Origin of the sequence: Streptomyces sp. NPDC016640, from assembly GCF_043076215.1 — a bacterium.
Lineage (GTDB): Bacteria > Actinomycetota > Actinomycetes > Streptomycetales > Streptomycetaceae > Streptomyces.
The window spans coordinates 379,900-404,371 of the sequence record NZ_JBIBRG010000005.1; the positions used below are offsets into that span (position 1 = coordinate 379,900).

The following is a 24,472-nucleotide window of genomic DNA, read 5'->3' on the forward strand; positions in this document are numbered from 1 at the left end:
TGATTCCCTTTTCTGTGCGAGTTGCTGTGCTGTGTCTCTGGGTTGCGGGTCAGGCGCCGGTTTCCGTACGGGGGGCGCGGGCGTCGTGCGGGTCGCGGGCGTCGCGGGACAGCTTCTTCGCCAGCACCGCCCCGATCTCGGCGAGCGGTTCGGGCCGCATCAGATCGTTGTGACCGACGGCGACGGTGTGGATCTCCAGACCGCCGTCGACGTGGTCCCGCCAGTGGTCGGGGTCGCCGGCCGGGTCGAGGGTCGCGGCGAACATCACCGCGCCGGCCCGGCAGCGCCCGGTGAGCGCGGCCCCGTCGAGGCGGAAGCTGTTCGCCATCACCCGCTGGAGCCGCCGCAGCTGATCCGCCGTCAGACCCGCCAGGTCGTTGCCGGTGGACCGCACCGCCGCCATGACCGTGTCGACGTCGACCGGGCCGTCGAGCCCGGCCGCGTCCAGGCCGGCCGCGGAGAGGACGCCCTCGAGGAACTCCCGCTCGGAGAAGCGCGCGCCGGTGTCGGCCGTGGTGCTCGGGTAGGCGTCCAGCAGGGCGAGCAGCTCCACCTCCTGCCCCGCGGCCTCCAGGCGCACGGCCATGGCGTGCGCGATCCGCCCGCCGAGCGACCAGCCGAGCAGCCGGTACGGGCCCTCCGGCCGGACCGCGCGGACGCGGGCCACGTAGTCGTCCGCCATCTCCTCCAGCGACGCCGGCAGCGGGTCGTCGCCCTCGAGCCCGACGGCCTGCAGGCCGTACAGTCCGACCTCGGCCGGCAGGTGTTCGGCGAGACCGGCGTAGGGCCAGCTGAGCCCGCCGAGCGGGTGCACGCAGAACAGCGGGGTGTCCGTGCCGCCGGGGCGCAGGGTCAGCAGCGGGGCGGTGGGGCCCGGCGCGCCGTCCCGGCCGAGGCGCCCGGCGAGGGTCGCCACGGTCGGCGCCTCGAAGATCGACACCACCGACATCTCCGCCCCGAGCCGGTCCCGGACGCGGCTGATGAGCTTGGTGGCGAGCAGCGAGTGGCCGCCGAGCTCGAAGAAGTTGTCGTCGATGTGGACCGTGTCGTGGCCGAGCAGTTCGGCGAAGATCTCGCAGAGGGCCGTCTCGGTCCCGTCGCGCGGCGCGCGGCCGGGCCCGCGGTCGAGCAGGCGCGGCGCCGGCAGCGCCTTCTTGTCGACCTTGCCGTTCGGGGTGACCGGCACGGCGTCGATGACCGCGTAGTGGGCGGGCACCATGTGGTCGGGCAGCAGGGCGGCGAGATGGTCCCGCAGCTCCTCCGGCTCCACGGGCGCGGCCGGGTCGGCGGCGGTGACGTACGCGGCGAGGCGGGTGTCGCCCGACGGGTCCCGGTGCGCGCTCACGACGGCGCTGCCGACGCGGGGGTGCCGGGTGAGGGCGTGCTCGATTTCGCCCGGCTCGATGCGCTGCCCGCGGATCTTCACCTGGTCGTCGGTACGGCCGAGGAACTCGATGACCCCGTCCCGGGTGATCCGGGCGACGTCCCCGGTGCGGTAGAGCCGGGAGCCGGGCGGACCGTACGGGTCGGCCACGAACCGTTCCGCCGTCAGGTCGGGCCGGCCGAGGTAGCCGTGCGCCAGCTGCACGCCGCCCAGGTACAGTTCGCCGCTGCTTCCGGGCGGGGCCGGGGTGAGGGCGGCGTCCAGCACGTAGGTGCGGGTGTTCCAGACGGGCCGGCCGATCGGCACGGACGCGGTGTCCGGGGCGGTGGCGCAGTCCCAGGCGGTGACGTCGACGGAGGCCTCGGTGGGGCCGTAGAGGTTGTGCAGTTCCACACCGCCGAGCACGGCCCGGAACCGGTCGCGCAGGCCGGCCGGCAGGGCTTCGCCGCTGCACAGCACGCGGCGCAGCCCGGTGCAGCGGGCCGCCTCCGGTTCGGCGAGGAACACCTCCAGCATCGACGGCACGAAGTGCACGGTGGTGATGGCCGCGTCCTGGAGGATCCGGGCCAGGTAGGCGGGGTCCCGGTGGCCTCCGGGGCGGGCGGCGACCTGGACCGAGCCGGTCACCAGCGGCCAGAAGAACTCCCAGACGGAGACGTCGAACCCGGACGGCGTCTTCTGCAGCACGCGGTCGTCGGGGCCGAGGCCGTAGGCGTCCTGCATCCACAGCAGCCGGTTCACGATGCCCCGGTGGGGCACGACGACGCCCTTGGGGCGGCCGGTGGAGCCGGAGGTGTAGATGACGTAGGCGGGCGACTGCGGCAGCGGCCCGGGCAGCGCCCCCAGCGCGTCGGCGGGTACGGCCGCCAGTTCCCAGTCGGTGCCGAGGTCGTCCAGTACGACGAGGTGCCGGACGGTGCCCTTGACGCCCTCGGGCAGGGCGCGCAGCGCCTCCGCGGTGGTGACCAGGACGGCCGGGCGGGCGTCGCCGAGGATGTAGGCGATGCGCTCGGCCGGGTAGTCGGTCTCCACGGGCAGATAGGCGGCGCCCGCCTTGGTCGCGGCGAGCAGGGCCACGGTGAGGGCGGCCGAGCGGGGCACGGCGACGGCGACGACGTCGCCGCGGCGCACGCCGCGGGCGGCGAGCAGCGCGGCCAGCCGGGCGGAGCGCTCGTCGAGTTCGGCGTAGCTCAGTTCGGCGTCCTCGGCGAGGACCGCGGGCCGGTCCGGGGTGCGCGCCGCCTGCGCCGCGAAGAGCCCCGCGAGGGTCTCCGGCGCGAAGCCGGATGCCGTCGCGGCGGGCAGGTCGAGCGGGCGGGCGGTGTCGTTGAAGCCGGTGAGCAGCAGCTCCCGCTCGGCGGCGTCGAGGAGGTCGATCCGGGTGAGCGGCGTCGCCGGCTCGGCCACGCCGGTGGTGAGCAGCCGGGCGAGCCGTTCGCCGATGAGCCGCACGGTGCCGGCGTCGAACAGGTCGGTGCTGTACTCGATGGAGACGTCGATGCCGGCCGGGGCGCCGTCCAGGTCGGTGCGTTCGACGAAGTTGAAGCCGAGGTCGAACTTCGCGGCGGAGGTCTCGCCGTCGATCGGGCGGGCGGTCAGACCGGGCAGGTCCAGCGAGGCGACCGCGTTGTTCTGCAGCACGATCATCACCTGGAACAGCGGGTGCCGCGCCAGCGACCGCGCCGGCTGCACCGCGTGCACCAGCTGCTCGAACGGCAGGTCCTGATGCGCGTACGCCGCCAGGTCCGTCACCCGGACCCGCTCCACCAGATCCTTGAACCCCGGGTCCCCCGACACGTCGGTGCGCAGCACCAGCGTGTTCACGAAGAACCCGACCAGCTCGTCCAGCGCCGCGTCCGTACGGCCCGCGATCGCCGTCCCCAGCGGAACGTCCTCTCCCGCGCCCAGCCGGGACAGCAGCCCCGCCACACCGGCCTGCAGCACCATGAACAGGCTCGAGCGCGTCGAGCGCGCCAGGTCCGTCAGGTCCCGGTGCAGGCGGGCATCCAGCTCCACCGACACCAGACCGCCGCGGTACGACGCCACCGCCGGACGCGGCCGGTCCACCGGAAGGACCAGCTCGTCCGGCAGCCCTTCCAGCGCCTCGCGCCAGTAGGCCGACTGCTGTGCGATCGGCGAGTCCTCGTCCTCCTCGTCGCCGAGCACGTCCCGCTGCCACAGCGCGTAGTCCGCGTACTGCACCGGCAGCGGCTGCCAGTCGGGCGCGGTGCCCGCGAGGCGCGCGCGGTAGGCGGCGGCGAGGTCACGCCCCAGCGGGGCCTGCGACCAGCCGTCGCCCGCGATGTGGTGCATCACGACGCACAGCACGTGCTCGGACTCGGTGACCCGGAACAGCGACGCCCGCACCGGCAGGTCCGCCGCCAGGTCGAAGCCGGCCGCGGCGGCCGACGCCAGCGCCGGTTCCAGGGCCTCCTCGGTCACCTCGACGACCTCGAAGGGCACGGTGGCCTCCGCGGCCGGGACGATCCGCTGCCACGGTTCGCCGTCGGTCTCGGGGAACACGGTGCGCAGGGCCTCGTGCCGGGCGACCACGTCCTCGACCGCGGCGGCGAGCGCCGCCACGTCGAGCGAGCCGGAGAGCCGGACCGCCAGCGGGACGTTGTACGTCCCGCTCGGCCCCTCCATCCGGTTCAGGAACCACAGCCGCCGCTGGGCGAAGGCCAGGGGCACCCGCTCCGGGCGCTCCGCCACCGCGCGCACCGGCGGTCGTCCGCCCGTCGAGGAGTCGGCCACCCGCTCCGCGAGCGCGGCCACCGTCTGCGCGTCGAAGATGTCCCGGAAGGGCAGTTCGATGCCGAAGGTGGAACGGACCCGGCTGACCAGCCGGGTGGCGAGCAGGGAGTGGCCGCCCAGGTCGAAGAAGCTGTCGTCGATGCCGGTGACGGGCTTGCCGAGCAGGTCGGCGAAGAGTCCGCACAGGGTGCGCTCGATGTCGTTGCGCGGGGCGCGGGAGGTGCTGTGGTGGGGCTCGGGCAGCGCCTCGCGGTCGATCCGGCCGTCGGCGGTGCGCGGGAAGGCGTCGAGGGCCAGGTAGTGGGCGGGGACGGCGTACTCGGGGAGCACGGCCGCGGTGTGCGCGCGCAGCGTCTCGGCGTCCGCCGGGGCCGCCGGGTCGGCGGGCACGTGGTGGGCGACCAGCACGGTCGTGCCGGTGGGGCCCGGGCGGGCGGTCACGAGCGCGGCGCCCACGGCGGGGTGCCGGGTGAGGACGTGCTCGATCTCGGCGGGTTCGACGGGCCGGCCGCCGACGGTGATCCGGTCGTCGGTGCGCCCGAGGAGCTCGACCGTCCCGTCCCGGGTGATCCGGGCCAGGTCGCCGGTGCGGAAGAGCCGGGAGCCGGGCGGGCCGTACGGGTCGGCCACGAACCGTTCCGCCGTCAGGTCCGGGCGGCCGAGGTAGCCGTGCGCCACCTGCGCGCCGCCCACGTAGAGTTCGCCGGCGCTGCCGGCGGGCAGCGGGGCGAGGTGCGCGTCGAGGACGTGGACGCGGGTGTTGCGGACCGGCCGGCCCGCCGGCGGGTGGGCGACGGCCGTGCCGGTGGTGCCGTCCCAGGCCAGGGCGTCGGAGGACTCCGTGGGACCGTGCAGGACGTGCAGTTCCGCTCCGGCCGGCAGGGCCCGGAACCGGTCGGGCGGACCGACGGGCAGGGGCTCGCCGCCGCACAGCACGCGGCGCAGTCCGGTGCAGTGGGCGGCCTCCGGCTCGGCGAGGAACACCTCCAGCATCGACGGCGCGAAGTACACCGTGGTCACGCCGGCGCGGCGGATCAGCCGGGCCAGGTGGACCGGGTCGCGGTCGCGGCCGGGCCCGGCGACCACCTGGGCGGAGCCGGCGGCCAGCGGGGCGAACTGCTCCCAGACGCAGACGTCGAGGTCCTCGTGGGCCTTGTGCAGCACCCGGTCGTCGGGGCCGAGGCCGTAGGTGTCGCGCGTCCACAGCAGCCGGTTCACGACGCCCCGGTGGGGCACGAGGACGTTCCTCGCGCCGGGCGTGTGGATCAGGTAGGCGGGTGCGTCCGGCAGCGGCGCCGGCAGCTCGCGGACCGGGGCCGCGTGCACGGCCGCGGGGTCGTCGACCAGCACCGTCCGGGGCACGGTCGCGGGCAGCGCGCGGGCCGCGTCCCGCGTGGTGAGGACGGCGGCGGGCGCCACCTTGGCGAGGACGCGGGCGATCCGCTCGGCCGGGTCGTCCGGCCGGACCGGCAGGCAGACGGCGCCGGCCCGCAGCACCGCCAGGTGCCCGACGGTGAGGGCGGCCGAGCGGGGCACGGCGACGGCGACGACGTCGCCGCGGCGCACGCCGCGGGCGGCGAGCAGTCCGGCCAGCCGGGCGGAGCGCTCGTCGAGTTCGGCGTAGCTCAGTTCGGCGTCCTCGGCGAGGACCGCGGGCCGGTCCGGGGTGCGCGCCGCCTGCGCCGCGAAGAGCCCGACGAGGGTGTCGGAGGGTTCGGGTCCGTCGGCGTGCCCGATGCCGGGCCGGCCGGTCAGCAGCTGCTGCCACTCGCGCGGTTCGAGCAGGTCGAGCCGGCTCAGCGGCATGGCGGGGTCGGCGACGGCCAGCGTCAGCATGCGCATCAGACGCCTGCCGAGGGTGGCGACCGTGTCCTCGTCGAACAGGTCGGCGCTGTACTCGACCGTCACCTCGATACCGGCGGGCGCGCCCGTGGCGTCCTTGCGCTCGACGAAGTTGAAGCCGAGGTCGAACTTCGCCGCCCCGATCTCGCCGTCGATCGGGCGGGCGGTCAGACCGGGCAGGTCCAGCGAGGCGACCGCGTTGTTCTGCAGCACGATCATCACCTGGAACAGCGGGTGCCGCGCCAGCGACCGCGCCGGCTGCACCGCGTGCACCAGCTGCTCGAACGGCAGGTCCTGATGCGCGTACGCCGCCAGGTCCGTCACCCGGACCCGCTCCACCAGATCCTTGAACCCCGGGTCCCCCGACACGTCGGTGCGCAGCACCAGCGTGTTCACGAAGAACCCGACCAGCTCGTCCAGCGCCGCGTCCGTACGGCCCGCGATCGCCGTCCCCAGCGGAACGTCCTCTCCCGCGCCCAGCCGGGACAGCAGCCCCGCCACACCGGCCTGCAGCACCATGAACAGGCTCGAGCGCGTCGAGCGCGCCAGACCCACCAGGTCCCGGTGCAGGCGGGCACCCAGCTCCACCGACACCAGACCGCCGCGGTACGACGCCACCGCCGGACGCGCCCGGTCCACCGGAAGCCTCAGCTCGTCCGGGAGACCCTGCAACGCCTCCCGCCAGTACGCCAGTTGTCCCGCGATCGGCGAGTCCTCGTCCTCCTCGCCGCCGAGCACGTCCCGCTGCCACAGCGCGTAGTCCGCGTACTGCACCGGCAGCGGCTGCCAGTCGGGGGCCGCACCTGCGGTCCGCGCCCGGTAGGCCGCGCCCAGATCCCGCGCCAGCGGGGCCTGCGACCAGCCGTCGCCCGCGATGTGGTGCATCACGACGCACAGCACGTGCTCGGACTCGGTGACCCGGAACAGCGACGCCCGCACCGGCAGGTCCGCCGCCAGGTCGAAGCCGGCCGCGGCGGCCGACGCCAGCGCCCGCTTCAGACCTTCCTCGGTCACCTCGACGACCTCCAGCGGCAGGGCCACCCCGGCGACGGGCACCACCTCCTGCCAGGGCTCCCCGTCCACGTCCGGGAACACCGTGCGCAGCGACTCGTGCCGCCCCACGACGTCCACCAGGGCGTGCCGCAGCGCCGCCACGTCCAGGGCGCCGGACAGCCGGACCGCCAGCGGGATGTTGTACGTCCCGCTCGGCCCCTCCATCCGGTTCAGGAACCACAGCCGCCGCTGGGCGAACGACAACGGCACCCGCTCGGGACGCACCTCGGCCGCGCGCACCGGCGGACGTCCGCCCGCCGCCGAACCGGCCACCCGCTCCGCGAGCGCCGCCACCGTCTGCGCGTCGAACAGGGCACGCACCGGCAGTTCGATGTCGAAGACGCTGCGCACCCGGCTGACCAGCCGGGTGGCGAGCAGCGAATGGCCGCCCAGGTCGAAGAAGTTGTCGTCGATGGAGACCTGGGGCACGCCGAGGGCCTCGGCGAACAGCCCGCACAGGACCTCCTCGTGCGGTGTCCTCGGCGCCCGGCCCCCGCCGGAGACGACGGTCAGGTCGGACACCGACGGGCCGGCGCCCCCGGCGCTCTCCGCGGCGGCCGGCCACCCCTCGGGCACGGCGACCGCCGCCAGCGCGTCGGTCACCGCCGGCGTGTCGTCGTCGGCGACGCCCGTCAGCAGGCGTTCCAGCGCGTCCAGCAGAGCACCGGCGGCCTCGGGGGTGAACAGGCTCCCCTGATGACCGAGACGCAGTTGCAGGCGCTCGCCGGGTACGACGATCAGCGTCAGCGGGTAGTGCGTGGCGTCGTCGCCGGAGACGCCGGTCACGGTGAGACCGCCGATCGACGACTGCAGCGAGTCCGCGTCCACCGGGTAGCTCTCGAAGGCGACCAGGCTGTCGAAGAGGCGGCCGTGGCCCGCCGCGCGCTGGACCTCGGTCAGTCCGAGGTAGTGGTGGTCCAGGAGGGCGGACTGCTCGTCCTGGACCCGCAGCAGCAGGTCGCGCAGGGTCTCGCCGGCGGCGAGCCGGACGCGCACCGGCACCGTGTTGATGAACAGGCCGACCATCGTCTCGACGCCCTCGAGCTCGGGCGGGCGCCCGGAGACGGTCGCGCCGAAGACGACGTCCTCGGAGCCGGTGAGCCGGGACAGCAGCAGGCCCCAGGCGACCTGCACCGCGGTGTTGACGGTGATGCCCAGCCTGCGGGCGAGCGCGGTCAGGCGCGCGCTCGCTCCGGCGGGCAGGTCGGCGGTGACCCGGCCGGGCAGCGCCGCCACGGTGCCGTCGGCGTCGGGGGCGACCAGGGTGGGGCCGCGCAGGCCGTCGAGCGCGGACCGCCAGGCCGCCAGGCTCCGCTCCTTGTCCTGCTTGCGCAGCCACGCCAGGTACAGCTTGAAGGGGGCGGCGGGCGGCAGGGCGGAGGCGGCCCCGCGCGCGCCGTACAGCGCGAACAGTTCGCCGAGCACGATCGGCATGGACCAGCCGTCCAGCAGGATGTGGTGGCAGGCGAACATCAGCCGCCAGCCGTCCTCGGCCAGCCGCACCACGGTGAACCGCAGCAGCGGCGGGGCGGTGAGGTCGAAGCGCACGGCCCGCTCGGCCGCGTCCAGTGCGGTGAGCCGCGCCGTCCGTTCGTCCGCGCCGAGGCCGGACAGGTCGTGCACGACGACCGGGGTCTCGAACGCGCGCGGGACGACGCTGACCGGCCTGCTCAGGTTCTCCGAGAGGAACCCGGCCCGCAGGTTGCTCCGGCGGACCAGCAGAGCGCGTACCGCGTCGCGGAAGACGTCCAGGTCGAAGGGGCCCTCGAAGTCGATGGCCAGCCGGACGGTGTAGACGTCCAGGGCGTCCTGGTCGTAGGTCGCGTGGAAGAGCATCCCTTCCTGCAGTGGTGCCAGGGGAAGGATGTCCTCGAAGAGGTCGTTGCTGCTCACTGGGTCTTCCTCCATTCCGCTTCCAGCACCCCGAGGTCGTCGAGTTCGAGGTCGATCAGTGACAGGTCCGAGGGGGTGAGGCCGGCGGGCCGTTCCTCCGCCGCGTGGTCGGCGAGGGCGGTGAGCGCGCGGAACCAGCCCTCGGCCAGCCGGCGCGGTTCGTCGGGTTCCAGCAGGCGGCGTGGCCAGGTCCAGTTGGCGACCAGGCGCGGTCCGGCCGGTCCGTCCTCGACGACCACGTTGAGGGAGACCGCGTGCGGGGCCGGCATGTGCGGGTCGCCGCCGCCCAGTTCGCGCAGCACCTCGCCGTCGGCCGACATGCTCCAGTCGTCCCCGGCCGACTCGTCGGAGACCACCGTGCGGCCCAGGTAGTTGAAGCCGAACTGGGGCGGTTCGCAGGCGGCCAGCTCGTCGCGGGTACGCGGGTTGAGGTGGCGCAGCAGGCCGTATCCGACGCCCTCGTCGGGCATCTCGCGCAGGGTCTCCTTGACCCGGGAGAGCGCCTTGTGCAGGGCGGAGGAACTGGTGAACACCTGGCCCCAGGAGACCGGCCCGGGGTCGAGGCGCACCGGGGCGAGGCTGGTGAACCAGCCGACCGTGCGGGAGACGTCGAGGTCGTGGCCGGGCGGTATCTGCCGGCCGTGGCGTTCGACGTCCACCAGCACGGAGGTGCCGGCGCCGAGTCCGCGCCGCCTGCGCCAGTCGGCGACCGCGAGGGCGAACGCCGTCAGGAACACGTCCTCCACCGAGCAGCGGGCCGCGGCCGGTACGGCGGTCAGCAGCCGCTCGGTGACCTCTTCGGGCAGGGTGAGGGCGAGCGCGTCCTGGGTGCCCATGGTGTCGAGGGCCGGGTCGCGCTTCTCGGCGGTCACCGGCACGTCCTCGTCGCGCAGCTGGTCCGCCCACCAGGCGACCTGCGCGGCCCGGGCGGGCTGCACGGCCAGTTCGCCGAGCCACTGGGCCCAGCGCCGCCACGCCGTGCCGACCGGCTCCAGCGCGGCCTCGGTGCCGGACGCGGCGGCCTGCCAGGCGGCGGCCAGGTCGGGCACCAGGATCCGCCAGGACACCCCGTCGACCACCAGGTGGTGGGCGACGAGCAGCAGCCGGCCCGGGGCGTCCGCCCCGGCGTCGAACCAGACCACCCGCAGCATCTCGCCGTCCGCCGGCGCCAGTTCGCCGACGGCCCGCTCGGCGTGGTGCGCGATCGCGGCCCGCAGTTCCCCGGGCCCGGCGCCGGTGACGTCGACCCGGGTGACGCAGCCACCGGCGTCGACCGCGCCGCGCGCCCGTACCTCGTACGACCACTGGCCCGCCGTGTCCGACAGCCGCAGCCGCAGCGCGTCGTGGTGGTCGAGCACGGTGCCCACGGCGGTGGTCAGCGGCTCCCGGCCGAGCCCCGCGGGCACCCGCAGCAGCACCGACTGGTGGAAGCGTTCGGTGCGGCCGCCCAGTTCGCGCAGCCAGTGGGTCATCGGGGTGAGCGGCACCTCGCCGATGCCGGCGTCCGGGTCCTGCTCGGGCAGGTCGTCCACGCTGCGCGCGACGGCCGCGAGGCCCGCCACGGTCTTGTGCTCGAACACGTCCCGGGGCGTGATGACCAGGCCGCCCCTGCGGACCAGGCCGACCAGCTTGATGGAGACGATGCTGTCGCCGCCGAGTTCGAAGAAGCCGGTGTCGACGCCGACCTCCGACAGTCCCAGGACCTCGCGGAACGCCTCGGCGACGATCTTCTCCGCGTCGGTCGCCGCCGCCCGGCCGCCGTCGTCGCCGCCGAACTCGGGCGCGGGCAGCGCCGCGTGGTCCAGCTTGCCGTTCACGGTCAGCGGCAGCGCGTCCAGGACGACGACCGCCTGCGGCACCATGTACTCCGGCAGCCGCCCGGCCGCGTGGGCGCGTACGGCGTCGGGCGCGCAGTCGGCGCCGTCGTCCGGTACCGCGTAGGCGACCAGCTGCCGTACTCCGGGCCGGTCCTCGCGGACGACGACCGCGGCGGTGTCCACCCCGGGGCAGCCGGCCACCGCCGCCTCGACCTCGCCGAGTTCGATGCGGAAGCCGCGCAGCTTGACCTGGTCGTCCCGGCGGCCGACGAACTCCAGCGTGCCGTCGGCCCGCCACCGCACCACGTCGCCGGTGCGGTACAGCCGGGCGCCGGGCGCGCCGAACGGGTCGGCGACGAACCGCTCCGCCGTCAGCCCGGGGCGCGCCAGGTAGCCGCGCGCCAGTCCGGTGCCCGCCACGTACAGTTCGCCCGCGACGCCGACCGGGCACAGGTTGAGCGCGCCGTCCAGGACGTGGACCCGGGTGTTGGCGATGGGCCCGCCGATGGGCGGGGTGACGGTGCCGTCCACCGGGCCGGACGCCGTGGCGCACACGGTGGTCTCGGTGGGGCCGTAGGCGTTGACCACCCGGCGGCCGGGCGCCCAGCGGGCCACCAGCTCGCGGGGGACGGCCTCGCCGGCGAGCACCAGGGTCAGGCCGTCGGGCGCCGTCTCCGGGTCGGCGCCGGACAGGGCGGTCGGGGTCAGGGTGGCGTGGGTGACGGCCCGCTCGCGCAGGAAGGCGGTGAGGGCGTCGCCGAGGACCGGCCCGTCGGCGGGGGCCAGCACCAGGGTGGCGCCGTTGAGCAGCGCCATCACCGTCTCCCAGGCGGCGGCGTCGAAGCTGGGCGCGGCGAACTGCCCGACCCTGCTGTGTTCGCTCACGCCGAGGTGGCCGGCCTGCCAGGCGGCCAGGCTGCCCAGTCCCCGGTGCCCGACGACGACGCCCTTGGGGCGGCCGGTGGACCCGGAGGTGTAGATCACGTAGGCGGGGTGGTCGACGGAGAGCGGGGCCCGCCGGTCGGCGTCGGTGACCTCGGCCCCGGAGTGGCGGGCGAGTGCCTCGGCGACCCCGGGGCCGTCCAGGAAGACCGGCTCGGCGATCTGGTCCGGCAGCCGGTCCGCCAGCCCGGTGAGGGTGACCACGAGCACCGGGTCGCCGTCGGTGAGCATGTACTCGATGCGGTCGGCGGGGTGGTTCGGGTCGACCGGTACGTAGGCGGCGCCGGCGGTCATCACCGCGAGCAGGGCGGTGGTGAGGTCCAGGGACCGCGGCAGGACGAGCGCGACCCGGTCCTCCGGTCCCGCCCCGCGCTCGATGAGCAGCCGGGCGAGCCGGTTGACCCGGCCGGCGAGCGTGGCGTAGTCCACGGTGGCCGTGTCGGAGACGACCGCGGGCCGGGTGGCGTGGGCGGCGGCCCGCTCGGCGAACAGCTCCGCCACGGTGCCCACGGGCACCGTACGGGCGGTGTCGTTCCAGCCGGTGAGCAGCTGCTCGCGCTGTGCGGGCGGCAGGATCTCCAGCGCGCGCACCGGCCGGGCCGGGTCGGCGACGGCGGCCCGCAGCAGGGCCACCAGGTGTGCGGCGATGCGCTCCGCGCTGCTCCGGTCGAACAGGTCGGTCGCGTAGTTCAGCAGTCCGGAGATGCCGTCTCCGGCGCTGTCCTCGACCAGGGTGAGTTCCAGGTCCACCTTGGCGACCGGCAGCAGCATCTCGTGCGGGGTGACCCGCAGGCCGGGCAGTTCGACCTCGCGCAGGTCGTTGTTCTGGTAGGCCAGGATCACCTGGAACAGGGGGTTGTGGGACAGCGAGCGGTCGGCGCCGACCAGGTCGACCAGCCGCTCGAACGGCAGGTCCTGGTGGGCGTAGGCGCCCAGCGCGGCCGCCCGGGCCCTGCGCAGCAGTTCGACGAAACTCGGGTCGCCGGAGACGTCGGTGCGCAGCACCAGGGTGTTGACGAAGAATCCGATCAGGTCGTCGGCCGCCGCGTCGGTGCGGCCGGCGACCGGGGTGCCGATCGGGATGTCGTCGCCGGCGCCGAGCCGGGACAGCAGCGCGGCCAGGGCGGCCTGGAACACCATGAAGGGCGTGGTGTCGGTCTTCGCGGCGAGCGCCCGCAGCTGCTCGGTGAGCGCGGCGTCGACGCGCACCGGCACGGCGCCGCCCTCGTGGCCGGCGACCGCCGGGCGGGGCCGGTCCGTGGGGAGTTCCAGCTCCTGCGGGGCGCCGGCCAGACGCTCGCTCCAGTAGGCCAGCTGGGCCGCGGCCTGGCTGTCGTCGGCGTTCTCGTCGCCGAGCAGTTCGCGCTGCCAGAGCGCGTAGTCGGCGTACTGCACCGGCAGCGGCCGCCAGTCGGGGGCGGTGCCGTCGAGGCGGGCCCGGTAGGCCGTCGACAGGTCGCGGACCAGCGGCGCCTGGGACCAGCCGTCGCCGGCGATGTGGTGCACGACCACGCAGAACACGTGCTCGTCGGGGGCGAGCCGGAACAGCCACCCCCGCACCGGCAGGTCGACGGCGAGGTCGAAGCCGGCCGTGCCGGCCGCGTGCAGGGCGGCGGGCAGGCCGGCCCCGGCGACGTCGGAGACCTCGATGTCCACGAGGGCCCGCCCGGCGGGCAGGACCTGCTGCCAGGGTTCGCCGTCGGTGTCCGGGAACACGGTGCGCAGCGCCTCGTGCCGGGCGACCACGTCGTTGAACGCGGCGGTCAGCGCCGCCGTGTCCAGCGCGCCGGACAGGCGTACGGCGAACGGGATGTTGTAGGTGGCGCTCGGCCCCTCCATGCGGTTGAGGAACCAGAGCCTGCGCTGGGCGAAGGACAGCGGCACCCGCTCCGGGCGGTCCGCCGGGCGCAGCGCGGGCCGGGCCGCCGCCGGAGTGTCGGTGAGCCGGGCGGCGAGCGCGGCCACGGTCGGCTCCTCGAAGACCCGGCGGATGGGCAGTTCGACGCCGAGCACCGAGCGGACCCGGCTGACCAGGCGGGTGGCGAGCAGCGAATGCCCGCCCCGTTCGAAGAAGTTGTCGTGCACGGAGACCGACTCGAGGCCGAGCACCTCGGCGAACAGCCCGCACAGCAGCTCCTCGTGCGGGGTGCGCGGTCGTCTGGTCTCCTCCTCGGTGTGCTCGGGCGCGGGCAGCGCGCGGACGTCCAGCTTGCCGTTGGTGGTCAGCGGCAGCGCGTCCAGGACGACGACGGGCCGGGGCACCATGTAGTCGGGCAGCCGTTCGGCCGCCCAGGTCCGCAGTTCCCCGGTGTCCAGCAGGACGCCGGCGGCCGGGACGGCGTAGCCGACCAGCTGGCGCACTCCGGGCCGGTCCTCGCGGACGGTGACGGCGATCTGGCCGACGGCGGGGTGCCCGGCGAGCACGGCCTCGATCTCGCCCGGTTCGATGCGGAAGCCGCGCAGCTTCACCTGGTTGTCGCTCCGGCCCACGAACTCCAGCAGGCCGTCCTCGCGCCAGCGCACCACGTCGCCGGTGCGGTACAGCCGGGCGCCCGGCTCCCCGTACGGGTCGGCGACGAACCGCTCGGCGGTCAGGTCGGCGCGGCCGACGTAGCCGCGGGCCAGGCCGACGCCGGCGACGTACAGCTCGCCCGCGACGCCGGGCGGGCACAGCCGCAGGCCGCTGTCGAGGACGAGGACGCGCTTGCCGTCGAGGGGGCGGCCGATGGGCACCGGTTCCGGTACGGGTCCGCCCGCCGGCAGCCGGTGCGCGGCGGCCATGACGGTGACCTCGGTCGGTCCGTAGGCGTTGACGACCGTGATGTCCGGGCAGGCGTCCAGGACCTGGCGCACGGAGGCGGCGGGCAGCACCTCGCCGCCGGTCCACACCTCGCGCAGCGGCCGGAAGGTCTCGGGTGCCTCGGCGGCGATCAGCCGGAACAGGCCGGTGGTGAACAGGGTGGCGGTGATCCGGTCCTCGACGAGGGTGCGGCCGATGGTGGCGATGTCCGGTTCGCCGGGCGGGCCGACGACCAGGGTGGCGCCGTTCAGCAGCGGGATCCACATCTGGTAGGTCGAGGCGTCGAAGGCGTGCGCCGACTGGAGCAGCACCCGCTCCTGCGCGCCGGACGCGAACAGGCCGTCGGCGGCCAGGTCGCCGATGCCCCGGTGGGTGACGGCGACGCCCTTCGGGCGGCCGGTCGAGCCGGAGGTGTACATGATGTACGCGACGCGTCCGGCGCCGGGCGGCATCGGCACGCCGCCCTCGGGCAGCGGGTGGTGGGCGGGCAGGTCGCCCTGTTCCAGGATCAGCGAGATGCCGCTGTCGGCGAGGACGTGTTCGCGCCGGGCGGCGGGCCAGCGCCGGTCGAGCGGGACGTACACGGCGCCCGCGCGGATCACGCCCAGCACGGCGAGGACGTACTCGGCGGAGCGCTCCATGGAGATGCCGACGGGTTCCTCGTCGCGCACCCCGCGCTCGCGCAGCCAGGCGGCGATCCGCTCCACCCGGTCGGTCAGTTCCGCGTAGGTCAGCGAGAGGCCGCCGCACACCAGCGCCTCCCGGTCCGGGTTCTCGGCGGTGCGCAGCGCCAGCAGTTCCGGCAGGGTGCGGGCCTCGGCGGGGACGGGCGGCGGGCTCCACTCCCGCAGCAGCCGGGACCGTTCCCCGGCGTCCAGCACGTCGACCGCGCCGGCGGTCACGGACGGGTCGGCGACGAAGGACTCCAGGACGGCGGTCAGCGCGCGGCTGTACGCCTCCATGCGGGCCTCGTCGAACGCGTCGGCGCGGTAGGTGAAGCGCAGCTCCAGCTCGGTGCCGGGGATGACCATGAGGGCGAGCGGGTAGTGCGCGCCGTCGGTGGAGAACACCCCGGCGACCGAGAGCCCGCCGGGGAGGGTGAGCGCCGCCGGGTCGACGGGGAAGTTCTCCGTGACGGTGAGGGTGTCGAAGAGGTCGCCGTGCCCGGCCGCCCGCTGGATCTCCGCGAGCCCGAGGAACTGGTGTTCCATCAGGACGCGTTGCTCGTCCTGGAGCCGCCGGCACAGCGCGAGCAGCGTCTCGTCGTGCTCGAGGCGGACCCGTACCGGCACGGTGTTGAGGAACAGGCCGACCATGGTGTGCACGCCGGGGATCTCCGGCGGCCGGCCGGCGAGGGTCATGCCGAAGGTGACGTCGGTGCGGTCGGTCAGCCGGCCCAGCAGCAGCCCCCAGGCGGCCTGCACGACGGTGTTGAGGGTGAGGCCGAGTTCGCGCACCCGCCCGGTGAGCCGGTCGGTGCTCTCCTGCGACAGCCGGGCGCTGACCTTGCTGGGCAGCACGGCGGCGGAGCGGTCGTCGGGCAGGGCGGCCAGCAGGGTCGGCCCGTCGATCCCGTCGAGCGCCCGCCGCCAGGCGCGGCCGGCGGCGGCGCGGTCCCGCTTGGCGAGCCATCCCAGGTGGTAGCGGTACGGCGTCACCGGGGGCAGCGCCGCCGGGTCACCGCCGGCCGCGTACAGCTCGAACAGCTCCCGCACCAGGACCGGCGCCGACCAGCCGTCCAGCAGGATGTGGTGGTTGGTGACCAGCAGCCGGTGCCGCAGCGGCGCGGTGCGCACGACGGTGAACCGCAGCAGCGGCGGCCGGTGCAGGTCGAAACGGGCGGCCCGGTCCCGCTCGGTGACCTCGCGCAGCGCGGTGTCCCGCTCCGGCTCGGGCAGGCCGGTCAGGTCGACCTCCCGCCAGGGCGGCTCGGCCGTCACCGGGATGAACTGCAGGGGGCGTGCCCCGTCGTCCCGGAAGCCCGCGCGCAGGTTGCCGTGCCGCTGGAGCAGGGCCCGGGCGGCGGTGTGCAGGGCGGGGACGTCGAGCGGTCCGTCGATGTCCATGCCGAGCTGCATGACGTAGACGTCCGGTCCGTCCTGCTCGTCGTACTGCGCGTGGAAGAGCAGGCCTTCCTGCAGCGGGGTGAGCGGCAGCACGGCTTCCAGCGACGAGGGCTCGGTGCTCATTGACTAAACGCTCCAATTCGATGCGAACTCGTCCAGCTCGTCCTGGGTGACCAGGGGGATGTCCCACTCGCTGCCGGCCGCGGGGTCCGCCGGTCCGGTGTCGTCGGGCGTCCGCGTGGCCGCCGCGGCGATGGCCCGTACGGTGCGGTGGGCGAACACGTCCTGCGCGGTGAGCTCGAGCCCCGCGGCCCGGGCCTTGCTGACCAGCTGGATGGAGACGATGCTGTCGCCGCCCTGGCGGAAGAAGTCGTCGTCCGCGCCGACCCGGGCCAGCCCGAGCACCTCGGCGAAGATCCGGGCGACGGTCTCCTCCTCGGGGGTGGCGGGCGCCAGGTGCGAGGCGGAGGCGGCGGCGTCGGGGGCGGGCAGCGCCTTCTGGTCGAGCTTGCCGTTCGGGGTGACCGGCAGCGCGTCCAGGACGACCAGCGCGGCGGGCACCATGTAGTCGGGCAGGCGCGCGGCGAGCGCGTCGCGCACCGCGGTGACCAGGGCGCCGTCCTTGCGTCCGGCGAGCGGGTCGTTGGCGTACCGCTCGGGCGCCGGGCCGGGCAGGTACAGGTCCCGGTAGGCGGGCAGCGGTGCGCCGGCGTCACCGGCCGGCAGGAACACGGCGTCCAGCCGGCCGTCGGCCGCCCCGGACGTCCAGGTGAGCAGGGTCCGGTGGCCGCTGCGGGCGCCGATGTCGGTCAGCGCGCCCACGGCGATGCCGTCCGGCACCGGGACGCCGTCGATCTCGGCGACGGCGACCAGGTCGGCGGCGAGCCGCCCGTTGGGGATGCCGGTGACGCGCAGCGCGGCCGTCTCCGCCCGGCGCAGCCGCGCGGCCAGTCGGGCGAGGCCGCCGGCGGCGTCCCAGGCGAGGGTCGGCACCGAGGCGAGCGAGACCGTCTCCGAGGGGCGCTTGTGCAGCACCACGTCGTAGCGGTAGCGGCTCAGTTCGTTGTCGTACGCGCCCTGCTTGATCCGGACGTCGACGCCGCCGAAGCCGTCCAGGACGTCGGCGAGGGTGTCGAACAGGCCCGGGTCGACGAGCAGTTCGGTCTCCCGCTCGACCGCCCGGTCGACCGCGGCCCGCGCTTCGGCGGCGCTGTCGCCGGGGTTGCCGACGCGGTGGACGCCCGCCCGCATGCAGCGCAGCAGCCGGAAGTCGCGGATGTCGCCGAGGAAGACCGCGCCGCTGTCGCCGAGCAGGCCGAACGCCTTGCCGATGACCTCGGTCAGGTAGTCCGCGCTCGGGAAGTACTGCGCCACGGAGTTGATGACGACGGTGTCGAACGTCCCCTCCGGCACGCCGTCCAGGCGGTGCGCCGGGGTGGCGGTGAACCGGGTCCGCGCGGACAGCACCGGGTCGTCCGCGGTCTGGCGCCGCAGGGTCTCGATGACGGTGCCGGACAGGTCGGTGCCCCAGTACAGCTCCACGTGCGGGGCGACCGGCGCCATGATCAGACCGGCGCCGACGCCGATCTCCAGCACGCGGCGCGGTCTCAGCTCCATGATCCGCTCGACGGTGGCCGCGCGCCAGGCGCGCATCTCCTCCTCGGGGAGCACGGAGCCGTCGTAACTGCTGTGCCAGCCCGCGAAGTTCTCGCCGAGCGGTGGGCCGTCCTCGGCGGTGGCCCCGTACACCTCGTCGTTGACGACCTGCCACTTGTCGACCTGGTCGGTCTCCAGACCGGTGTCGCGGGCGTCGCCGGCGTCCTGGGCGGGCACCACGTACCCGACGAGCTTGCGCTCGCCGGGCCGGTCCTCGCGGATCACGACGGCCGCCGACGCCACCTGCGGCTGGTCGGTGAGCACCCCGGCGATCTCGTCCAGCTCCACGCGGAAGCCGCGCAGCTTGATCTGGTCGTCGGCGCGGCCGACGAACTCCAGCCGGCCGTCGGCGCGCCAGTACACGACGTCGCCGGTGCGGTACATCCGCTCCCCCGGCGTGCCGAAGGGCGCGGCGACGAACCGCTCCGCGGTCAGGTCCGGCCGGTTCAGGTAGCCGCGGGCCAGGCCGACACCGGACACGTACAGCTCGCCGGCGACACCGACCGGGACCGGGCTGAGCCGGGCGTCGAGGACGTACGCCCGCATGTTGGCGATCGGGGCGCCGATGGGCGGGACGGCCGCCTCGGTGAGCGGCTCGCTCATCGTGGCGCACACCGTGGTCTCGGTCGGGCCGTAGGCGTTGATCATGCGGCGGCCGTGGGACCAGGTGCCGGCCAGTTCCGCCGGGCAGGCCTCACCGGCGACCGTGAGCACCATGCCGGCCGGCACGGCGGCCGGGTCGAGGCCGGTCAGCGCGACCGGCGGGATGGTGGCGTGGGTGACGCGGTACTCGGTGAGGAAGCGGGCCAGCGCGTCGCCGAGCAGCAGGCCGGTGTCGACCGGGAGCACCAGCGCGGCACCCCGCAGCAGGGCGATGCAGGTCTCGGAGACGGCCGCGTCGAAGCTGGGCGTCGCGTACTGGACGACCCGGCTGTCCCGGCGGATCGCGAACCGCTCGATCTGCGCGGCGGCGAGGTTGCCGATGCCCCGGTGGGTCACGACGACGCCCTTGGGGCGGCCGGTCGAGCCGGAGGTGTAGATGACGTAGGCGGCGTGGTCGACCGAGGCGGGCCGGACCCGCTCGGTGTCGGTGAGCCGGGTGTCCGCCCGTGCGGCGATCTCCGCCGCGGTGGCGGCGTCGTCGACCACCAGCCGGGGCGTGTCCGGGATCACCTCCGCGGCCATCCCCGCGACCTCGGCGCAGGTCAGCAGCAGGGCGGGCGCGCAGTCCCCGGCCATGAACGCGACCCGGTCGCGCGGGTAGGCGGGGTCGACCGGGACGAACGCGGCGCCCGCGGTGACCACGGCGAGCTGGGCGACGACCAGGTCCACCGACTTCGGCATGACCAGCAGGACGCGGTCCTCCGCGCCGATCCCCCGGGCGACGAGCTGCCGGGCGAGCCGGTTGACCCGTCCCTCCAGGTCGGCGTACGACAGCTCCTCGGCCCCGGCGACCAGGGCCAGGGCCTCGGGCGTGCGGGCGACCTGGGCGGCGAACAGGGCGGGCAGGGTGTCGAAGTCGACGGCGCGCGCGGTGTCGTTCCAGTCGACGAGGACGCGGCGGCGCTCGTCGTCGCGGAGCACGTCCAGTTCGCTGAGCCGGCTGTCCGGCCGGCCGGTCGCCCCGTCCAGCATCCGCACCAGCCGCTCGACGAGCAGCTCGACGGTGGAGCGGTCGTACAGGTCGGTCGCGTACTCGACGGCGCACACCATGTGGCCGGGGTCCTCGCCCTCGCCCTGGACCTCGCGGAAGTCGAAGAGCAGGTCCAGCTTGGCGGTGTGGGTGACGGCCGGCTCGATCCACGCGTCGAGGCCGGGCAGGTCCAGGGTGGGCGTCGCGTTGTTCTGGAAGCCGAGGCCGATCTGGATGAGCGGGTGCCGGCCGGCCGACCGCTCGGGGTTGACGGCCTCGACCAGCCGCTCGAACGGCAGGTCCTGGTTGGCGAAGGCGGCCAGGCCGTCGGCGCGGGCCTTGCCGAGCAGGTCGTCGAACCGCGGGTCGCCGCTCAGGTCGGTGCGCAGGACGAGGGTGTTGACGAGGAAGCCCACCAGGTCGTCCAGCGCCTCGTCGGTGCGGCCGGCGATGGAGATGCCGAGCGGGACGTCGTCCCCGGCGCCGAGCTTGCTCAGCAGCGCGGCCAGCACGGTCTGCACGACCATGAACGGGCTGACGTCGAACTCGCGGGAGCACTTCAGGAGCTGCTGGTACAGCTCCGGGGTGAGGTCGAACCGCAGGGTCTCGCCGCGGTAGGAGGCGACGGCCGGCCGGGGCCGGTCGGTGGGCAGGGTGACCTCCTCCGGCAGCCCGGCCAGGTACCGCTTCCAGAAGGCGAGCTGGCCGCGGATGGCGGAGGCGGGGTCGTTCTCGTCGCCCAGGATCTCGCGCTGCCACAGCGTGTAGTCCGCGTACTGCACCGGCAGCGGCCGCCAGTCGGGGACCCGGCCCTGGCTGCGGGCGGTGTAGGCGGTCTCCAGGTCGCGGGTGAGCGGCACCAGGGACCAGCCGTCGCCGGCGATGTGGTGCACCGGCATGAGCAGCGCGTGGTCCTCCTCGGACACGCGGAACAGATGGGCGCGCACGGGCGCCTCGGTCGCCAGGTCGAAGCCGATCCCGGCCCGTTCCGCCATGGCGTCGGCCAGTTCCTCCGCGGCGATCTCGGTCACGCCCATGACCGGCGTGGCCTCGGCGGCGGACAGGATGTGCTGGCGCGGGGTGCCGTCCCGGTCGGGGAAGACGGTGCGCAGGCTCTCGTGCCGGGCGATCACGTCGCCGATCGCGGCCTGCAGCGCCTCCTCGTCGAGCGAGCCGCGCAGCCGCACCACGAGCGGGATGTTGTACGTGCCGGCCCCGCCGTCGATCTTGTCGACGAACCACAGCCGCAGCTGGGCGAAGGACAGCGGGATCTCCTCCGGCTTGTCCATCACGGTGAGCGGGCGCCGGGCCTCGGGCACGTTGCCGGTGCCGGCCAGCCAGGAGATCAGTCCGGCGGGGGTGGGGTGCTCGAAGACGGTGCGGATGGCCAGTTCGACGCCGAACGCGGCGCGGATCCGGCTGACCAGCCGGGTCGCGAGCAGCGAGTGGCCGCCCAGGTCGAAGAAGTTGTCGTCCACGGAGACCGACGGCAGGCCCAGGAGCTCCGCGAACAGGCCGCAGAAGATCTCCTCCTCGGGGGTGCGCGGCGCCCGGCCGGACGTGGCGGCGCCGAGGTCGGGGGCGGGCAGCGCCCTGGTGTCGAGCTTGCCGTTGGTGGTCAGCGGCAGCGCGTCCAGCTGGACGAACCAGGACGGCACCATGTGCTCGGGCAGTTCGGCGGCGGCGTGCTTGCGCAGCGCGGCCGTCTCCACCGCGGTGCCGTCGCCCTGGCCCACGACGTAGGCCACCAGCCGTTTGTCGCCGGGGGTGTCCTCGCGCACCACGACGGCGGCCTGCCGCACGTCGGGGTGGCGCAGGACGGCGGACTCGATCTCACCCGGTTCGATCCGGAACCCGCGGATCTTGACCTGGTGGTCGGAGCGCCCCAGGTACTCCAGGTTCGCGCTGCCGTCCTCGGCCCAGCGCACCACGTCGCCGGAGCGGTACATGCACTGGCCGGCCGGGCCGAACGGGTCGGCGACGAACCGGGTGGAGGTGAGGTCCGGCCGCCCGAGGTAGCCGTCGGCGACACCGGGCCCGCCGACGTACAGCTCGCCGGGGACGCCGGGCGGGGCCGGGCGCAGCGCGCCGTCGAGGACGTACAGGCGCAGGTCCCGGATGCCGAGGCCGATCATGCTGCCGGTGCCTGCCGTGGCGTCGGCGGCGCCCAGCATGTACTCGGTGGAGTGCACCGTGGTCTCGGTGATGCCGTACATGTTCACCAGGCGCGGCGCGTCCTCCGCGTGCCGCTCGTACCACTGGGCGAGCCGGCCGAACTCGAGGGCCTCGCCGCCGAAGATGACGTGGCGCAGGGCGAGCCGGGCGCCCGTCTCCGGCTCGTCGACGTCGGCCTGGATCAGCTGGTAGAAGGCGGACGGGGTCTGGTTGAGCACGGTGACGCGTTCGGCGGCCAGCAGCCGCAGGAACTCGTGCGGCGAGCGGGTCACGTGGTGCGGGGGCACCAGGAGCCCGGCGCCGTGCAGCAGGGCGCCCCAGATCTCCCACACGGAGAAGTCGAAGGCGTAGGAGTGGAACAGCGCCCAGGTGTCGTCGGGTCCGAAGCCGCTCCAGTGGTGGGTGGAGTCGAGCAGCCGGATCACGTTCTGGTGGGCGACCACGACGCCCTTGGGGCGGCCGGTGGAGCCGGACGTGTAGATGACGTAGGCGGCCTGGCGGGACAGCACCGGACCGCCGCGCTCGTCGTCCCCGACCGGCGCGTCGGACACGGCGGCGAGGGCGATGCGGATGAACGGGTCGTCCAGCACGATCGTGGGGACGTCGCCCGCGGGACGCGCCGCCAGGGTGTCCTGGTGCGCGGTGACCATCGCGGTCGGGCGGGCGTCACCGAGGATGTAGGCGGCCCGGTCGGCGGGCGAGTCGGGGTCGATCGGCAGGTAGGCCGCGCCGGCCTTCAGCGTGGCGAGCAGGGCCACGGGCAGGTCCACCGAACGGGGCATGGCCAGGGCGACGAGGTCGCCGCGCCGTACGCCGCGGGAGATCAGCAGCCGGGCCAGCCGGTTGGAGCGCGCGTCGAGTTCGCGGTAGGTCAGGGTCCGCCGGTCGTCGCCGTCGAAGGCGATCACGGCCGTGTTGTCCGGGTGGGCGGCGGCCGCCCCGGCGAAGCGTTCGGTCAGGGTCGACAGCACCGGCTCCGGCGTCGAGCCGGCTCCGCCCCACTCGTGCACGAGCCGGGTCAGCAGCTCGTCGTCGACCGTGTCCAGGGCGCCGACCGGGCGGTCGGGGCGGGCCGCGAGTTCGCCGAGCAGCCGCATGACGAGACGGTGGTGGCGCTCGGCGGCGCCGGAGCGGTAGACGTCCGGGTTGGCCGACATGTCGAAGCGGAAGCCGCCGTCCGGCTCGGCCACCACGATCAGCGAGAAGTCGTCGTCGTGCCCGGCCGTCAGCGGGTGCAGGGTGGCGGGCAGGCCCGCGAACTCCACTCCGGCGGACGCCACGTGGAGGTTGAGGCGCGGGCCGAGCAGTCGGCCGTCGGAGCCCAGGAGCTTCAGGTCGCGTCGCAGGTCCTCGTAGCGGTAGCGCTTGTGCCGGGTCGCCTCGCGCATCCGCAGGTGCGCGTGCCGGACGAGTTCGGCGGCCGTCATCTCCGGCCGCACGTGCAGACGTACGCCGATCACGTTGGAGACCATGCCGGGCACGGCGCGGCCCGCGGCGGTCGTGCGGGCGGCGACGGACAGCGCGATCACCACGTCGGCGCTGCCGGTGACGCGGCTGGTGTAGGCGGCGAGGGCGGCCAGGACCGCGGCCGGCCAGCCGACGCCCACCGAGCGGGCCGCGTCGCGGACCGCCGCTCCGGTGGCGGCCGGGACGTGCGCGCTGCCGCGGACCTGGCGGTCGGGCATCGCCGTGGGCCGGTCGCCGAGGCTCGCGACGGCCGGGGTGTCGGCGAACTCGGCGGTCCAGTGGTCCCGGTCGGCCTCGAAGGCGGCGGAGCGCCGGTAGGCGGCCTCGTCCTCGACCAGCTCGCGCAGCGGCGGGAACGCCTCACCGGTGGTGTCGTCGCCCGCGACGAGCCGGGTGTAGATCTCGGCGACCCGGGACGCGATCAGACTGGCGCCGGCGGCGTCCATCACCACGTGGTGGTAGCGGTAGTAGAACAGGGTCCGGTCGTCGGCGACCTTGATGAGCGCGAACCGGTACAGCGGCCCGCCGTCCATGTCGAGCGGGGTGTCGGCGTCCGCCCACATCCACGCCCCGGCCTCCTGCCGGGGCTGCTCGGCGGACGTGAAGTCCAGCACGTGCACCGGCTGTTCGGACCAGTCACCGACCGGCTCGATCACCTGCACCGGGCCGGTGCCGTCGTCGGTGATCCGGGCCCGCAGGGCCTCGGCCTCGGTGACGGCACGGCGCATCGCGGACACGAACAGCCGCTCGTCGACGGCTCCTTCGATGTCCAGGTAAAGGGCCGCGTTGAAGGTCGCGTTGGGGCCGCTCAGGCTCTGTGCGTACCAGATTCCGGCTTGGCCGGCGGTCAGTGGCAGAACCGTGGCTGACGAGTCAGACATCTGTCCTCTGTTTTCTTCGGGCCGGGCCGATCCGGTGTGCGGGCGGTCAGGGCGTGAAAGGCCGGTGCTCGGGCGTACTGACTCAACGGATACACGATCCGGATAATCG

Annotated in this window: 3 protein-coding genes; all 3 read right to left on the reverse strand. The window is 74.8% G+C overall.

The window, feature by feature from the left end; translation table 11 throughout:
* Nucleotides 1-49: 49 nt before the first annotated feature.
* Genes ACF07S_RS13790 through ACF07S_RS13800 form a run of 3 tightly spaced genes read right to left on the reverse strand, consistent with a single transcriptional unit; the run spans nucleotide 50 to nucleotide 24,363 of the window.
* Nucleotides 50-8,926 (reverse strand): amino acid adenylation domain-containing protein, encoded by an 8,877-nt coding sequence (locus ACF07S_RS13790; protein WP_391974230.1) that lies wholly within the window; start codon nucleotides 8,924-8,926, stop codon nucleotides 50-52.
* A complete protein-coding gene (locus tag ACF07S_RS13795) occupies nucleotides 8,923-16,674 on the reverse strand; it encodes an amino acid adenylation domain-containing protein (protein WP_391974231.1) in 7,752 nt (2,583 codons plus the stop codon). Before ACF07S_RS13795 ends, ACF07S_RS13790 begins: the two co-directional genes overlap by 4 nt.
* Before the next feature lie 3 nt (nucleotides 16,675-16,677).
* Complete coding sequence (locus ACF07S_RS13800) at nucleotides 16,678-24,363, reverse strand: amino acid adenylation domain-containing protein (RefSeq protein WP_391974232.1); 7,686 nt, start codon at nucleotides 24,361-24,363, stop codon at nucleotides 16,678-16,680.
* Between the last annotated feature and the right edge of the window lie 109 nt (nucleotides 24,364-24,472).